Genomic DNA, 17,039 nt, shown 5'->3' on the forward strand with positions numbered 1-17,039 from the left:
ATGTTTACATGGTTCGCAAGAACAGAATTTTGGCAATGTTACTGGCATTTTTCTTTGGTTTCTTAGGTCTGGATCGTTTTTATCTGGGAAAAATCAAAACAGGAATATTGAAAATCATAACTTTAGGTGGCTTTGGTATCTGGTGGTTTATTGATGCCACACTGTTACTTTTGGATGCATTTCTTTATTCCTTGGGAAAAGATCATGGGTTTGTGAAAGATAAACTCGGACAGGATCTTAAATATGGTCTTTCTGCATATCGTTTTAAAGCAGGAGCATTCCACAAGGACTGGTTTGCAGATGATCTAAATACTGCGGATAAAGAGCCCACAGTATCACATGGGGATGTTCAGTCTCAGACGGTCCCTAAAAACTGGCTGGGGAGGAACTGGAAATGGGTAATTCCCTTTACCTTTGCTAGTCTGATTGCTGCTGTCTTTATCGGCATAATGTCGATGATGAAAAGTAGTGAAGTATACATAGTGTCTATGGCAGCAGTAAAAAATGATACCCGTATCACCAGTTTACTGGGTACAGATATCTCTGATGCATTTTTCGTTTCCGGGGAATTCAGCGGTAGTGCTGCCAGCATGAAGATCCCGGTCAGTGGAAGTAAAGGCAAAGGAAATGTTTATGTACAGGCCACAAACACCACCGGGCACTGGGAATACCTGATTCTGACGCTACATACTGAAAGTGAAGACATCGATCTTCTGACAAAAGAATAATTCCTGACGTAATGTCAGTGGCGCGACTTTCCCGGCGTTATTTAATAATGGAATCTCAAAGAAGTTGATTTCTACGGAAATACAAATGAAAGACCTGACTCTGCGTTACTACGATGCAGAAATGCGCTACCTGCGTGAAGCCGCAAAAGAGTTCGCGCAAACCCATCCCGATCGTGCAGCGATGCTCGACCTGGATAAAGCTGGTACACCGGATCCGTATGTCGAGCGTCTGTTTGAAGGCTTTGCTTTCTCGATGGGGCGACTGCGCGAAAAGATAGACGACGACCTGCCGGAACTCACCGAAGGGCTGGTCAGTATGCTCTGGCCGCATTACCTGCGCACAATTCCGTCGCTTTCGGTGGTGGCGCTGACGCCGGCACTTAATGCTGTGAAAATGGCCGAAGTCGTGCCCGCGGGGCTGGAGGTGTACTCCCGCCCGGTGGGGCCGAAGAATACGGTCTGCCGCTATCGCACCACGCAGGATGTGATGCTCAACCCGCTGAATATTTCAGGGGTGACCATGACCACTGAGCCTGACGGACGTTCGCTGTTGCGGATGCGCCTGGCCTGCAGCAGCCAGGCCGACTGGTCACACGCTGACCTCAGCCGTCTGAGCCTGTACCTCGGGGCGGATGCGCCGGTCAGCAGCCAGTTACACCTGATGCTGACGAAGCGCCAGGTGGCGCTGTACATGCGCCTGCCCGGGCAGACCGACCGTATCCGGCTTGACGGCTGGTTCTCGCCGGGAGGATTTGCGGAGGAAGACGGGCTGTGGCCGAAGGGTGATACCGCCTTCAGCGGCTACCAGCTGCTGCTGGAGTACTTCACCTTCCGCGACAAGTTTATGTTTGTCCACCTCAACGGTCTGGACGGCATCACACCGCCTGCCGGGGCAGAGTACTTCGATATTGAAGTGGTGTTCAGCACGCCGTGGCCGTCTGATCTGCCGTTCAGCAGCTTTCGTCACAAGGGTGGGATGATGCGCCGCCAGGCGCCACCGCGTTACTACCATACCCGCTTGAAGCGCAGTGTGACCGGGCTGTATGACACCTGGCTGATTCTGGGGGGGCACCAGTGGCAAGATGACCGCCTGTTTAGGCGCGAAGCTTCTATGTCTTTCAGTAAGGCAGTGAAATGCTGCGTTTTCAGCAGGGTAACGGGCAGATGGCCAATAACGGGGAAAATATGGTTGTTCATACTGGCAAGCAGACGAGCGGCATAATCAGCAGACCATTTTTTATCGGCTCTGCTTTTATGCCATTCCAGCGCCACGACTTTAAAGCATTTATCCGGGGAACGAGCAATCCGTTCGTTGGCCCGGTGCCGGGTGGGGTTGATGTTCTGGGCAAGGAGTTTACGGATCCCTTCCCGTTGTTGCCGGGCCTCGGAAAGAGAAACCTGAGGATACGGACCTAAGGCAATGCGAGATTCTTTACTGTTAAAGCGGTATTTCAGGTACCAGAGACGTGAACCGCCGGGATTGATAAGTAAGTACAATCCATGAGCATCAGTCAAATTAAAGGGAGATGTAGATGGTTTTGTATTGCGGATTTTTGTATCGGTAAGAGACATATGGTGGTCACTCCATTATCGAACTGAAATGACCCCAAATCAGACCACCAATTTGTCCCGATGCGGAGAGATAAATCAATATGCAATGAGACAAGTTTCTGTGCTAACTCCTTGAATCAAAATACTCTTGAGACATCCTGAGATGCATAGAAACAAGAATTTGGCTCCTCTGACTGGACTCGAACCAGTGACATACGGATTAACAGTCCGCCGTTCTACCGACTGAACTACAGAGGAATCGTGTGAACGAGGCGCATGTTAATGGCCTCGCTAATGTGTGTCAACACTAAAATTAACTCGCTGATTCAACTGGTTAATTAAGATGCAAACTGCTGTTTTAGTGTACCTGAGTGGCTATATTACCGCCGAGGGCATCATTTTTACGTAAACGCTGAAGCGGATCTTGCTGATAGAAATGGCAAAAACGTTGCCACAGTGCCGGGAAACGAGGAGCGAAAAGTTCCGGGGCGCTGAAGAAATACTCAGACAGCACGGCAAAACATTCCGCCGGGTCGCTTGCGGCGTAGGCATCAATGCTGGCGGCGCTTTCACCGACGAGATCGATCTCATCCTGGATATTGTCCATTGCTGCATGCAGATCATGCTCCCAGCCAGCCACTTCACGTAGCGGAATGAGCGGCACACCGCTGGCACGATCGCCATTGCGGGTGTCCAGTTTATGTGCCACTTCATGGATAATCAGGTTGAAGCCGGATGCATCGAATGAATCCTGAATATCCAGCCAGTTCAGGATGATCGGCCCTTGCTGCCAGCTTTGCCCGGACTGAACAACACGCTGATTATGCACAAGACCAATATCATCTTCCCATTCGTCGTCCACGATGAACGGAGCCGGGTAAATGAGCACTTCGTGGAAGCCATCCAGCCACTCGATACCGAGTTCCAGTACCGGTAAACAGAAGAGCAGGGCGATACGCGTGCTTTTTAACGGTTCCAGTTCGAAGCCCTGAAGAGGAACCAGCCGTTTTTGCTGCAAAAAACGATCGGCCAGGTGAATCAGCTTTGACTGTTCTTCCGGCTGGAGATTAGCCAGCACAGGAATCGCCAGCGCCTCATCCCAGGGCAGTGCCATATTTCGACCAGTATCATTCGATTTCCAGGGCCACTTAATCATCGCTTTGCTCGCAAACTCGTCACTTGAACAAAATTGAAAGGTCAGGTCTGTTAACATGCCAAACAACCCGGCATGATAGCAACCCTCGCCACACACGTTACCACTTCGCTTCTGTCTCAAGGTAGTGCTTTGCCACTATGTCATTCATTTTGTGAAGTAAGTCGTAGCTTGCTTTGTAACCGCTGTAGAGAAATCATTCAGCATTGCTGGCTTTACACCAACTCTCTGTCTTGTCAGTGTTAATCAGATTAATGGGCAATGCATTAAGAAAGTTCAGATCCGAATATTGAGCAGTGAGCCATCCATGGCCATATTCGCGGCTAACGCAATTCTCTCGCTATCGCGCTAAACGTGCAGAGAATCTTTTCCTGCAGGATCACGGTTTGCCGCATTCATCTTCAGGCAACCAGTGGAAAACCTCAGCGCTGTGAACATCCGTTGCACTGTTTATTCTGGATCTGCTGGAAAAAGTCGTTGCCTTTGTCATCCACCAGGATAAACGCCGGGAAGTTTTCCACCTCAATTTTCCAGATGGCTTCCATACCCAGCTCAGGATACGCCACGCACTCCAGGCTCTTAATGCTGTTTTGCGCCAGCACCGCCGCCGGGCCACCGATGCTGCCGAGGTAGAAACCGCCGTGTTTGTGACAGGCGTCCGTTACCTGCTGGCTGCGGTTGCCTTTCGCGAGCATGATCATGCTCGCGCCGTGGGATTGCAGTAAGTCCACATACGAGTCCATACGGCCCGCGGTGGTTGGGCCTAACGAACCGGAGGCATAACCTTCTGGCGTTTTGGCCGGGCCAGCGTAATAGATCGGATGATCTTTTACGTACTGCGGCAGCGCTTCGCCGTTATCAAGCAGCTCTTTCAGCTTCGCATGCGCAATGTCGCGCGCCACGATGATGGTGCCGTTCAGTGACAGACGGGTAGAAACCGGATGGGCAGAGAGCTGCGCCAGGATCTCACTCATCGGTTTATCGAGATTAATACTGACCACGTCGCCTTCGCCCTGTTGACGCAGGGTTTCAGGAATATACTGGCCTGGGTTGTGTTCCAGCTTTTCGATCCAGATACCGTCACGGTTAATTTTTGCTTTGATGTTGCGGTCAGCCGAGCAGGAGACACCCATGCCGATCGGGCAGGAGGCACCGTGGCGTGGCAGGCGGATCACGCGGATATCGTGGGCGAAGTATTTGCCACCAAACTGCGCGCCGAGGCCGAGGTTCTGCGCTTCCTGGAGCAGCTCCTGTTCCAGCTGCACATCGCGGAATGCCTGGCCGTGTTCGTTGCCTTCGGTTGGCAAAGCATCGTAATAGCGCGTCGAGGCGAGCTTGACGGTTTTTAGCGTGGCTTCCGCAGAGGTGCCGCCGATGACAAACGCAATATGGTACGGCGGGCAGGCTGCGGTGCCCAGTGTGCGCATCTTCTCAACCAGGTAGTTTTTCAGCTTCGCCGGGGTGATCAGCGCTTTGGTTTCCTGATAGAGGTAGGTTTTGTTGGCAGATCCACCGCCTTTGGCCATGCACAGGAATTTATACTCGTCGCCGTCGACGCTGTAGAGGTCAATCTGTGCAGGCAGGTTGGTGCCGGTGTTCACCTCTTTATACATGTCCAGCGCCGCATTCTGGGAGTAGCGCAGGTTATCTTCGATGTAAGTGTTATACACGCCCTGGCTCAGCGCCGCTTCGTCACCGCCGCCGGTCCAGACGCGCTGGCCTTTTTTGCCCATGATGATCGCCGTGCCGGTATCCTGACAGGTTGGCAGCACGCCTTTCGCCGCAATGTCAGAGTTGCGCAGGAACTGCAGGGCGACGTATTTGTCGTTTTCGCTGGCTTCCGGGTCGGTGAGAATGGCGGCAACCTGTTTCTGGTGCGAAGGACGCAGCATAAAGGCGGCATCGTGGAAGGCCTGCTGTGCCAGCAGGGTCAGGGCTTCCGGCTCCACTTTCAGCACTTCCTGACCGTCGAATTCCGCAACGGAGACGTGTTCTTTGGTCAGCAGGTAGTATTCGGTGTCATCGTGTGCGAGAGGGAAGGGGTTCTGGTAGTAAAAGGGTTTGTTTGACATAGCTTGCTCCACAAAAATAAAACCGCCGGAGGGTTACCCCGGCGGTCAGAAATCAGAACATCATGGACATCCACGGATAACCAATCAGCAGCAGGGCCGCCAGGAAGATGGCACCGAAGATGGTGCCCAGACGCCAGTAGTCTTTGGTTGGCAGATAACCGCTACCGTAGTAAATCGGGCTTGGGCCAGTTCCGTAAGGCGTGATGATCCCCATGATACCTAGCGACGTCACCATCAGCAGGACGAATACTTCCATATTCATGCCCGGAATGGTGGAGGCGATGGTCAGCATCGCGGGCAGCAGCGCCGTGGTGTGCGCGGTGGTGCTGGCAAACAGATAGTGCAGCAGATAAAACGCCAGCAGCAACACAATGGTGGCGACACCCGGAGAGATACCGCTCATCAGCATGCCCCCCTCTTTACCCAGCCAGCCGATGAAGCCGGTGGAGGAGAGGCCGTCTGCCAGCGCAACCAGCGTGGCGAACCAGACGAAGGTGTTCCATGCCGCTTTGTTACCGGTGATGTCGTTCCACTCCAGCACGCCGGTCCACAGCATCAGGCCGACGATCAACAGGGCAGCCATCGCGGGTTCAATCCACGCGGCCGCAAAGATCCACATCAGCAGGGCACAGCAGACGAAGACCAGCAGAAGGATTTCGTTACGGGACAGTTTTCCCAGTTTCTCCAGTTCACGGCTTGCCCACAGCGGCACTTCGTCGTTCACTTTCACTTCGGGTGGATAGAACCAGTACGCCAGCAGCGGCATGGTCAGAATCAACAGCACACCGAGCGGCAGGAAGGCGATAAACCAGGTGCCCCAGGAGATGTTAATCCCTACGGTGCTTTTCACCAGCGCCAGGGCCAGCAGGTTAGGCGCGAGAGCAGAGAGGAACATCGAGCTGGTGATACAGGCTGCGGTGATCGCCACCCACATCAGATACGAGCCAATTTTACGCGCGCTGGGATCGTTTGGTTTTGAACCGTACAGCGGCGGCAGGTTAGCGATAATCGGGTAGATGGTCCCGCCGCTGCGTGCAGTGTTGGATGGGGTAAACGGTGCCAGCAGCAGGTCCGCGAAGGTGATGGCGTAACCGAGCGTCAGGCTGCGACGGCCCAGATATTTCACCAGAATCAGCGCCAGACGGCGGCCGAAGCGGGTTTTATCATAGCCTGCGGCGAACATAAAGGCTCCGAAAATCAGCCACACAGTCGAGTTGCCAAAGCCACCGACAGCCCATTTAAAGGAGGCTCCTGCCAGCTTGAATTTCGGGTCGGCCAGTTGCTCCGGGCTGAACAGCACCCACTGGCTGCACAGGGCAATCGCCACCACGCCGGTCAGGCCAATGACGGCACCCGGCAGCGGTTCGAAGATCAACCCGACGATCACGCCGACAAAGATCGCGAAGTAATGCCACGCATAAGGCGGCAGCCCTTCAGGAACGGGAACAAACAGCAGCAGCACGGCGACGATAATCGGCAGCGCCATCATCAGCAGACGTTTTGCATTTCCGTCTGATGCTTTACTCGCCGCAGGAGGCGTTACAGCAGTTTTTGTGGTCATAGTTTTCACGTCTTAAGTTGTCAAAAATTCGTTCGTACGGTGAAATGACAAATCCGCTTTATTTAGTTGCTTTGCTTTTTTTAGTTATTAAACGTGCGGTTTTGTTATTTCAGTAAATAGTATTTGACGCATTTTTATATGCGCTAAATTAAAAAATATGATGTTTATATATTGCGCCTTCGGAGACCAGATCTGTTGATCGCGATCAAATAAATAGAATCTGAGGTGTATTTTTATTCGTTTTCAAATAACCACTCGGATGTATGTGGGTATTAGGTGTTTTCTGCTTTGTTTTTTATCATTGTGATAACATGATAAAATTGGTTTTTTTCTATCTTGTTGATATTTATTGTTTTTATGTATCTTGTTGTAATTGGTCTTACCTTCAAAATTTTAACGAATTTTAAATTGTTGTGAATGATGCAATCTATATTGCTAACACCAATGTGTTATTGATGTTATCGCAGGGATTAAATAGTTTTTTAACTAACGTAATATCTTTGGAAACTAAAAAAATCATTATATTACTATCATGACATCGGCATAAAAAAACGAAATAAAACTGAGCCCGATAACGAATTCTTAATTTTAAAGTTTGGAGTTTCTATTATGAGCACTAACGAACGTATTCTAAGCCCTTTCACATTACCGAATGGCACTGAACTAAAAAACCGTTTGTTAATGGCCCCCATGACAACCTGTACGGGCTATTACGATGGCACAGTCACCAGCGAGCTGGTGGAGTACTATCGCGCGCGTTCGGGCAGCATTGGCACCATTATTGTGGAGTGCTGCTTTGTGGACGATCTCGGCCTCGCGTTTCCGGGGGCGATTGGTATCGATAGCGACGAGAAAATCGCCGGGCTGGCGAAAATTGCCGAGGCTATTAAATCCAACGGCTCAAAAGCCCTTCTGCAGATTTACCACGGCGGCCGCATGGTCGATCCTAAACTTATCGGTGGCCGCACACCGGTTGGCCCAAGCGCCGTTGCCGCGCCGCGTGACGGTGCTGCGACGCCGGTGGCCCTGACCACGGCAGAAGTGGAAGGCATGATCGGTAAGTTTGGTGAAGCGGTGCGTCGTGCCATTCAGGCCGGTTTCGACGGTGTGGAAATCCACGGGGCAAACACCTATCTGATCCAGCAGTTTTACTCGCCAAACTCAAACCAGCGCGACGACGAGTGGGGCGGCAGCCGCGACAACCGTGCGAAGTTCCCGCTGGCGGTGCTGGATATTACCCACAAAATGGTGCGCCAGTACGCCGATGATGCCTTTATTATTGGCTACCGTTTCTCTCCTGAAGAGCTGGAAGTTCCCGGCATTCGCTTTGAAGACACCATGTACCTGCTGGAAAAACTGGCGGCGCGTGGCGTCGATTATCTGCACTTCTCCGTCGGTGCCACCCTGCGCCCTTCCATTGTCGACACGCAAGATCCCACTCCGCTTATCGAAAAATACTGTGCAATGCGTTCTGAAACGCTGGCACAGGTTCCGGTGATGGGCGTGGGCGGCGTGGTGAATGCAGCCGATGTGAATGAAGCGCTGGATCATGGTTACGACCTGATCGCCGTGGGTCGTGCCACCATCGCCTACCCGGACTGGACCGACCGTATTGCAGCCGGTGAAAACCTGGAGCTGTTTATGGACAGCACCAAACGCGAAGAACTGAACATTCCTGAACCGCTGTGGCGCTTCTCGCTGGTGGAGGCGATGATCCGCGACATGAGTATGGGAGAGTCAAAATTCAAACCAGGCATGTTCGTTGAGAAAGTGCAGGACGACGCAAACGAACTGGTGATTAACGTCAGCCTGGACACGGACCGCATTGCCGATATCGAACTGGCCTCTGGCCCGAGCGAAGACGTTGAGTTCGTTACCAGCTTTGAAGAGATCCGTACCCGCATTCTGGATGCGAACACGCCGCATGTGGATGCCATCACCGGCGCAACCAGCCAGAGCGAAGCGGTGAAAAAAGCGGTATCAAAAGCCATGCTGAAATCCAGCAAAGCGCTGGCGGCGGAAGAGGGCGTTGACCCGAACGAAACCAAAAGCGTGGACGTGGTGGTGGTCGGTAGCGGCGGGGCCGGTCTGGCGGCAGCGATTCAGGCGCACGATGAAGGTGCGAGCGTACTGATTATCGAGAAAATGCCGACCATCGGCGGCAACACCATCAAAGCATCTGCCGGGATGAACGCGGCAGAGACTCGCTTCCAGCGTGTGAAAGGCATTCAGGACAGCAAAGAGTTGTTCTATCAGGAAACGCTGCAAGGCGGCGGAAACAAGAACAACCCGGAACTGCTGCGCCGCTTCGTGGAGAATGCGCCAGAGGCCATCGAGTGGCTGGCAACGCGCGGTATCATGCTGAACGACATCACCACTACCGGCGGGATGAGCATCGACCGTACTCACCGCCCGAAAGACGGCTCTGCAGTCGGTGGCTATCTGATCAGCGGCCTGGTACGTAACGTTAACAAACGTAACATCGACGTGATGCTCGATACCTCGGTCAGCGATATTATTTTCGAAAACGGTGAAGTGACCGGCGTGCGTCTGACCACCGAAGAGAATGAAGCCATCACGGTGGCAACCAAAAGTGTGATTGTGGCGACGGGGGGCTTCAGCGCTAACAGCCAGATGGTGGTGAAATACCGTCCCGATCTGGCAGGGTTCGTCACCACCAACCACAAAGGGGCCACCGGTGGCGGCATCGCGCTGCTGGAACGCATCGGGGCGGGCACCGTGGATATGGGTGAAATTCAGATCCACCCGACCGTCGAGCAGAAAACGTCGTACCTGATTTCTGAATCCATTCGTGGTGGCGGGGCGATTCTGGTGAATCAGCAGGGGAACCGTTTCTACAACGAAATGTCGACACGCGACAAAGTGTCCGCGCAAATCATCGCGCTGCCAGAGAAATATGCCTACATCGTCTTTGATGAGCATGTTCGTACTAAAAATAAAGCGGCGGATGAGTACATTGCCAAAGGCTTTGTCACCAGCGCCAGTTCACCAAAAGCACTGGCTGAAGCACTGGGGATGGATCACCATGCCTTCCTGGCGACGCTGGAACGCTATAACGGTTTTGTGGAAAAACAGCACGATGATGACTTTGGCCGTACCACCGCGCTGCGTGCGCCGATCAACGAAGGGCCGTTCTACGCCATTCAGATTGCGCCGGGCGTTCATCACACTATGGGGGGCGTGACCATCAACACCGAAACCTGCGTGCTGGATAATAACCACAACGTGCTGCCAGGGGCGTTTGCCGCCGGTGAAGTGGTCGGTGGTATCCACGGTGGCAACCGCATCGGCGGTAACGCAGTGGCAGACATCATTATTTTTGGTACGCTTGCCGGACATCAGGCGGCGATGCGCGCGAAAAGAGCATAAGTCAGCCGTTATGGTTTGCCGGATACGCGTCGTGTATCCGGCATTTCAACCAGGGAGCTTGCACCATGTCTTCTGATCATCGCGTTTACAGCTATTCCGCCGTCCTGATGGGCTCTCCCATCCTCCTGAAACTCTTTTCCCATGACGAGGCGCTCGCCTCCCGCGTGTTTCGCCTGATCAAGCAGTATGAAGATCTGCTTACCGTCAATCGCGCCCACTCGCAGGTCATGGATATCAACCATGCTGCCGGTCAGCATCCGGTTTCTGTCAGCCGCCCGGTGTTTGAACTGATCCGCTGCGCAAAAGCGGCAAGCCTGTTCAAAGAGAGCGCATTTAACCTGGCGATTGGACCGCTGGTGAAGCGCTGGAAGATCGGTTTTAAGGGTGACAGCGTGCCGCCAGCCGCTGAAATCGCCGCGTTACTTAGCATTACCCGTCCGGAAGATGTGGTGCTGGATGAAACCTCCGGCAGCGTGTTTCTGGCAAAAGCCGGGATGGAGATTGATCTTGGGGCTATCGCTAAAGGGTATATTGCCGACCGCGTGCGGGATTATCTTCGTAAAGAAGGTACGACGCTGGGCCTGATTAACCTGGGCGGTAATATTCAGACGCTAGGCTCGCCGGAAGGGGGCTGGCACGTAGGGCTTAAAAAACCGTTCGCGGAAAATGAGCTGATTGGGTCGATGACGGTAGAAAACCGATCCGTCGTGACATCGGGAACCTACGAGCGTTACTTCGAACAGAACGGCAAACGCTACCACCACATCCTCGATCCGCGCACCGGGTATCCGCTGGATAACGAACTGGATAGCGTCACCATTCTGTCAAAAGAGTCCATCGACGGTGATATCTGGACCACGCTGCTGTACGGCATGGGCGTAGAGAAGGGCTGTACTGCGTTGCGAGCCCGTCCCGATATTGAAGCCATCTTTGTGACGAAAACCAAAGAAGTGGTGATCTCATCAATGCACCACTTCCGCTTTACGCTTCTGGATGACCGCTATCGCGTTACTGACAATACTGTTTGAGTAGCCCTGTCTGCTCCGGCTGGAGCCGGTAACGATACACCGGACGCCCGGTCGCACCGTAGTGAATGCTGGTGAACAGAATGTTAATCTGCGCCAGCCAGATTAAGTATTTACGGCAGGAGACGCGCGAAATATTGACCGCGTTTGCCAGGTCATCGGTAGAAAACTCCATTTCCGGGTGCGCGTCAATCCACTGGCAAATGGTGCGCAGCGTTTGCGGCGTTAACCCTTTCGGTAATTTCTTGCTGTCTGCCAGTTCCGGCGCACCGCCGTGGATCAGTCTGTCGACATCGGCCTGCTCATAATACTGGTGTGATCCCATCATGTTGTGCTTCGCCTTCCAGCCGTTCAGCGCCTCTTCAAAGCGCGGAAACTGGAAGGGCTTAATCAGATAGTCCACCACGCCATAGTGCATGGAGGTCTGGATGGTGGTGGCATCCGAGGCCGAGGAGATCATAATCACGTCGATCGGGCGGCCTGAAGCCCGGATGACGGGCAGCAGATCCAGGCCGTTATCCTGCTGCATATAGACATCCAGCAGCACCAGATCAATGGGCTGGTCGGGATTATTGATCAACGCCTCGGCCTGGTTGAGCGTGGAGGCGACGCCGCAGCAGCGAAAACCCTCAACGCGGTTCACGTACAGGCGGTTGAGGTCGGCTACCATAGCGTCATCATCGACAATTAAAACATTTATCACGCGATATTCCTCTCGCTATCCCAGGGGATCTGAACAAAAAATTGGGTAAATACGCCAGGTTCCGACTCGACGGTAATATCACCGCCCAAATTCTGGATCTGCTGGCGTGCAAGGAACAGCCCAACGCCACGGTTTTCACCTTTTGTTGAGTAGCCTTTGGTAAAAATAGCCTCCAGCTGCACCGGATCGATACCGGGGCCGTCATCGCTGACTTCGCAACTGAGCCAGCCATTCTGGTAATGCAACAGCAGGCTGATCTCGCCTTCTGGCTGGCCTTCCATTGCATCCAGCGCGTTTTCTATTAAGTTACCCAGCACGGTGATCAGCACTGCCACCTGCTCTTCGCTGGCAGTATCCGGCAACTGACACTCATCAGCCAGCGTCAGGGTGAATCCTGCTTCTTTAGCCCGATTGATTTTACCCAGCAAAAAGCCCGCGATCACTGGCGATTTAATTTTGCGCTGGATAATCCCAATGTCAGTCTGGTAATGATGCGCCGTTTGCAGGATGTACTCTTCCAGCTTGTCGTAACGCTTCATGTGTAAAAGCCCCAGGATCACATGCAGTTTGTTCATAAACTCATGCGTGTGGGCGCGCAGGGCGTCGACGTAATTGACCATGCCATCAATGCGCTGCATCAGCTGGCTGATTTCGGTTTTATCACGGAAGGTGCTGATAGCACCGATCACCTGGTTCTGGCTTTTCACGGGCACCATATTGCACAGCAGCAGTCGCCCGTTACAGCTGATCTCCTGATCCTGTCGCGCAATACCGGTCTTCGAGACTTCCCGCAGGCTTGCCAGCAGCGGTTCGCTGGTATTTTCAGAGTGCTGGCCGGAAGGCAGAAGTAAAATTTCGCGGGCGGCATGGTTAATCATCGTCACACGGCCATGAATGTCCACCGCCATCACGCCTTCCCGGAGCGACTGCAGCATTGCCTGGCGCTGTTCAAACAGTGCAGAGATCTCGTAAGGCTCCAGCCCGAACAGAATGCGTTTCAGGACGCGAACCAGGCCCCAGATCGCCAGCGAACTCATCAAAATACTGAACAGAATGGTCCATATGGCATTCAGCCGCCCGCGGGCGATCTGCTCTTCCACTTTATTCAGGGAGATCCCTACCACCACAACGCCAATTTGCTCATGCCGGGCATCATAAATGGGGGTAAATACGCGCAGCGCTTCGGCGAGTACGCCCCGGTTAACAGAGACGTTCTCTTTTCCTTCCAGTGCAGGCGTGAGGTCATCGCCGATAAAATGCAGGCCTAATAGCGCCTCGTTCGGGTGCGAATAACGGATGCCCCGCATGTCGGTCACGACTGTAAACAGCAGATCGTTGCGGGTTGTTACGGCCTGGGCAATGGGCTGAATGATATCCGCCTGCGGCGATTGCAGCAGGCCGCGCTTCACGTCCGGGCTGTCGGCAAAGGTCCGGGCAATACCCAGCGCCGTATCTTTGACATCATCGCGTGTGGCGCGCGTGATTTGCACGGAATAGAGTGCAAACACCAGCAACAGAACAGAGCCGATAATGGCACAGACCATCAGCGTGACCAGCGTGTTCAGTTTCATGGGGCGCTTGCGCGTCGGGGGGAAGGGCTGCAAATCGCTCATCAATACTCCGCGATGAAGAAGTAAGGGCTAATTATCACCGATGAAGCGCTTTTCTTAAAGCCATGTAAAAGCATGCATTCTGTCCTCTTTTCGTGAGGCTCCTCGCAGGTCATCTATATAAAACACTTTATAGTGTGTGGGAACTCATAATAAGGAGGCTGTTTATGAGCATTATGCTTACCGGTTCAGTCAAGGAAAGACGGCACGCCAGCACGATGAATATCGATAGATTGTCCACGCTGGACATGCTGAACGTCATTCACCAGGATGATGCACAAATCTCCGATGCTATTACTCCCTTTTTAACAACCCTTGCCCGTGTGGTCGATAACGCGGCGGCAACACTCAGCCATGGTGGTCGTCTGGTGATTGTCGGGGCGGGGCCATCCGGACGCGTGGCAGAGCAGGCAGCAGAAGAATATGCCCCCGGAAAACATCCCGTTTTAGCCATCTCTGCTGGCAACGATGCCGGAAACTATGAGCGCGGAGTTGCCGACCTGCAGACGATGACGTTTGGTGAGCACGATATGATGCTGGCCCTGACGGTCAGCGGTAAAACGCCCTGGGTCTGGGGGGCAATGCGGCATGCATGGTCGCTGGGCGCAGCCGTTGCCGTCATTACGGGCGATCCGCAAAGTGAAGCCGCGCAGCTGGCGAGTATGGTCATTGCGCCGGATCTGGGGGCGGATGTGGTCGCAGGGTATGCGAATACCAAAGCGGGGATAGCCCAAAAAATGATCCTCAATATGGTGATGACCGGACTGGCGATCCGCACCGGGCGCGTATACAGCAACCTGCGTGTGGATCTGGAGGCAAGCAACACCCGATGGGCAGAGCGGCAAATTGCCATTGTGATGGAAGCCGGCGGATGCACCCGCGCCGTAGCAAAAGCGGCACTGGAAAGCTGTAATCACAATTGTAAAACGGCGGTCCTGATGGTGCTGACGGGGCTGGATGCATGGAAGGCGCATGAACTGCTGGCGCAGAACAATGGCTTTATTCGGGTTGCGCTGCAGGAAGCGCCGTAACGATTGAGTGCATGAGATAAAAAAAGCCCGCAGAGCGGGCTTTAGTATTTATGGGGATTAGAACTGGTAAGTCATACCAACGCCAACAATATCGTCGGTCGCAATACCGTTGTCATTGTAGAAGGCATCGTCTTCATCCAGCAGGTTGATTTTGTAATCAACATAGGTGGAGAAGTTTTTGTTGAAGCTGTAGGTCATGCCCAGGTCGATGTAGTTAACCAGATCCTGGTCCACATAGTCATAGCCATTGCCTGGGTGGTAATCGTTGCCGCCCAGATCGATACCTTTTGAGTAAACCCATGCCAGGGATGGACGCAGACCGAAGTCGAACTGATACTGCGCTACGGCTTCGAAGTTCTGCGTTTTGTTGGCAATGCCAGTGTCGCCGTATGGCGTCATGTTGCGGGTTTCAGCATACATCATCGCCAGGTAGTAACCCTGCGCGTCGTATTTCGCGCCGATGGTCCAGGCTTCTGCCGTTTCACCACCAGCAAATTTGCTGAAGCGGTTATTGCTGCCTGCACCGTAAGCAACTTGCTCATTAGTACGATCGGAAGAAGAGTATGCAGCACCCAGGCTCAGACCGAAGTCGAAGTCATAGGTCGTTGACATACCGAAGCCGTCGCCATTCTGGAAACGAACATTTTCGTGACCATTTTTGGTGCCTTCCTGATCTTCGTTAATATTCGTACCTTCGTTGTTGCCCTGATATTGCAGCGCGAAGTTCAGACCATCAACCATACCGAAGAAATCATTATTACGGTAAGTCGCCAGACCGTTAGCACGGCCATTCATAAAGTTGTCAGTCCAGGTGTAAGAGTCGCCACCAAATACTGGCAGCATATCGGTCCATGCTTCGACGTCATACACAACGCCGTAATTACGACCGTAATCAAATGAACCGTATTCACCATATTTCAGGCCAGCGTAAGCCAGACGGTTAAAGGAGGTATCGCCCGCGCCTTCGGTATCGTTAGCGTAGGTTTTATATTCCCACTGACCATAGCCAACCAGACCGTTGTTGATCTGCGTTTCGCCTTTGAAACCAATCTGGACGTAGGTTTCATCGCCATCATCACCCGCGTGGTCAGAGAAAGTATGACGCGCGTCGACTTTACCGTACAGGTCAACTTTATTACCGTCTTTATTGTACATTTCTGCCGCATTTGCTGCGCCAGCCATTAATAACGCGGGTACAAGAATTGCCAAAACTTTTCTTTTCATTATATATTCCCTTTAAAGATAATTTATATGAATATATGTAATCACCCTCCGTAATTACATCGTCGATACTATTCTACGAAGAATGATTTTGGTTCAAAAATAAATGTAATTAAATTATATAAAATATTGCAAAATATTTCTTATTGTCACTTTATTATTCTCGCGAATTGATATATAAAATATATATGTCGTAATTATTATTAAGTATTTGGCGGTTCTATTTTTTAATTGAATTAATTCGGTTGTGTTATAGTTCGTTCTCTTTTTAGTGACTGGGCAGGGTTATGGATCTCGCACTGTGGCAACACCGCTTTGAACGTTGGCTCAAGGACAACCACGCGACGGATGACGCGGCGCATGATATTTCTCATTTCCGCCGAGTCTGGATGACGGCGCAGAAAATGCTGTCTCACCAGACGGTCAATCCGCTGGTGGTGCTTACCGCCTGTTACTTTCATGACATTGTCAGCCTGCCGAAAAATCATCCCGAACGACACCAGTCATCAAGGCTGGCCGCGCGTAAAACACGTGACATTCTGTGCCACCATTTCCCGGACTTCCCGCCAGAATGCTATGCCGCCGTCGAACATGCTATTGAAGCGCACAGCTTCAGCGCCGGGATTGCACCGCAAAGCCCTGAAGCCAAAATTGTGCAGGATGCTGACCGGCTGGAAGCGTTAGGCGCTATCGGCCTGGCGCGCGTCTTCGCCGTGTCCGGTGCGCTGGGCGTGGCACTGTTTGATGCGGACGATCCGTTCGCGGAAACGCGCCCTCTGAATGACAAAGCCTACGCGCTCGATCATTTCCAGACCAAGCTGCTTCATTTACCTGAAACCATGCAAACGGAGGTCGGGCGCGAACTGGCGCGACATAACGCCGATTTTCTGATCCAGTTTCTGGCGAAACTGAGCGCCGAATTGCAGGGCGACTGCCTGGGATTAGACAGCCAGGTGCAGCGTCGTTTCCATCGCAGCTTGAGATCCTGAACTGT

11 protein-coding genes, 1 tRNA gene and 2 pseudogenes are annotated in these 17,039 nt (G+C 52.8%); 6 read left to right on the plus strand and 8 right to left on the minus strand.

The features are described from left to right. The first annotated feature begins 8 nt into the window (after positions 1-8). Both ABGB15_RS08415 and tssF read left to right on the plus strand, forming a co-directional pair. Complete coding sequence (locus tag ABGB15_RS08415; protein ID WP_313326367.1) at positions 9-728, plus strand: cytochrome c oxidase assembly factor Coa1 family protein; 720 nt, start codon at positions 9-11, stop codon at positions 726-728. Positions 729-813: 85 nt separating this feature from the next. Beyond that, positions 814-1,833: pseudogene (gene tssF, locus ABGB15_RS08420) on the plus strand (type VI secretion system baseplate subunit TssF); the annotation flags it as partial. A gap of 2 nt (positions 1,834-1,835) precedes the next feature. Here tssF and ABGB15_RS08425 read toward each other — a convergent pair. From ABGB15_RS08425 to ABGB15_RS08445, 5 genes and pseudogenes are all read right to left on the minus strand, one after another. Continuing rightward, positions 1,836-2,300 (minus strand): annotated as a pseudogene (locus tag ABGB15_RS08425) (tyrosine-type recombinase/integrase); the annotation flags it as partial. 161 nt (positions 2,301-2,461) lie between these two features. Beyond that, positions 2,462-2,537 (minus strand) — tRNA-Asn (locus tag ABGB15_RS08430). A gap of 100 nt (positions 2,538-2,637) precedes the next feature. Further along, on the minus strand, positions 2,638-3,435 hold the full coding sequence (gene mtfA, locus ABGB15_RS08435; RefSeq protein ID WP_215722281.1) for a DgsA anti-repressor MtfA: 798 nt from the start codon (positions 3,433-3,435) through the stop codon (positions 2,638-2,640). A 419-nt stretch (positions 3,436-3,854) separates the two neighbouring features. Beyond that, complete coding sequence (fumA, locus tag ABGB15_RS08440; protein WP_215722280.1) at positions 3,855-5,504, minus strand: class I fumarate hydratase FumA; 1,650 nt, start codon at positions 5,502-5,504, stop codon at positions 3,855-3,857. Between the two features lie 52 nt (positions 5,505-5,556). Further along, the gene (locus ABGB15_RS08445) at positions 5,557-7,065 is read right to left on the minus strand and encodes an anion permease (protein WP_215722279.1); all 1,509 of its coding nucleotides are present in this window, start codon (positions 7,063-7,065) and stop codon (positions 5,557-5,559) included. Between the two features lie 609 nt (positions 7,066-7,674). On the opposite strand from ABGB15_RS08445, the gene ABGB15_RS08450 reads away from it, so the two are divergent. Beyond that, complete coding sequence (locus ABGB15_RS08450; RefSeq protein ID WP_215722278.1) at positions 7,675-10,455, plus strand: flavocytochrome c; 2,781 nt, start codon at positions 7,675-7,677, stop codon at positions 10,453-10,455. Positions 10,456-10,520: 65 nt separating this feature from the next. Further along, positions 10,521-11,483: an FAD:protein FMN transferase gene (locus ABGB15_RS08455; RefSeq protein ID WP_215722277.1), complete on the plus strand. Its 963-nt coding sequence runs from the start codon at positions 10,521-10,523 to the stop codon at positions 11,481-11,483. Here ABGB15_RS08455 and dcuR read toward each other — a convergent pair. Together dcuR and ABGB15_RS08465 are read right to left on the minus strand one after the other, a co-directional pair. After that, positions 11,464-12,183, minus strand: a complete 720-nt coding sequence (gene dcuR / locus ABGB15_RS08460) for a two-component system response regulator DcuR (protein WP_215722276.1) — start codon at positions 12,181-12,183, stop codon at positions 11,464-11,466. The genes ABGB15_RS08455 and dcuR overlap by 20 nt on opposite strands. Further along, positions 12,180-13,796 carry a sensor histidine kinase gene (locus tag ABGB15_RS08465; protein ID WP_152081506.1) on the minus strand — a complete coding sequence of 539 codons (1,617 nt, stop codon included), beginning with the start codon at positions 13,794-13,796 and terminating at the stop codon, positions 12,180-12,182. Before ABGB15_RS08465 ends, dcuR begins: the two co-directional genes overlap by 4 nt. A 164-nt stretch (positions 13,797-13,960) precedes the next feature. Here ABGB15_RS08465 and ABGB15_RS08470 point away from each other — a divergent pair, with 164 nt between their 5' ends. Continuing rightward, entirely contained in the window at positions 13,961-14,824 is an 864-nt protein-coding gene (locus tag ABGB15_RS08470; protein ID WP_215722275.1) for an N-acetylmuramic acid 6-phosphate etherase, read from the plus strand. A gap of 57 nt (positions 14,825-14,881) precedes the next feature. On the opposite strand, the gene ompC is transcribed toward ABGB15_RS08470, so the two are convergent. Continuing rightward, on the minus strand, positions 14,882-16,048 hold the full coding sequence (gene ompC, locus ABGB15_RS08475; protein ID WP_215722274.1) for a porin OmpC: 1,167 nt from the start codon (positions 16,046-16,048) through the stop codon (positions 14,882-14,884). Positions 16,049-16,332: 284 nt separating this feature from the next. Between ompC and ABGB15_RS08480 the strand changes: the two genes are divergently transcribed. Further along, positions 16,333-17,034, plus strand: a complete 702-nt coding sequence (locus ABGB15_RS08480) for a phosphohydrolase (RefSeq protein WP_215722273.1) — start codon at positions 16,333-16,335, stop codon at positions 17,032-17,034. Positions 17,035-17,039 lie beyond the last annotated feature (5 nt).

The sequence above is a fragment of the Enterobacter sp. MALB-1 genome (assembly GCF_041021625.1).
GTDB classification, from domain to species: domain Bacteria; phylum Pseudomonadota; class Gammaproteobacteria; order Enterobacterales; family Enterobacteriaceae; genus Enterobacter; species Enterobacter oligotrophicus.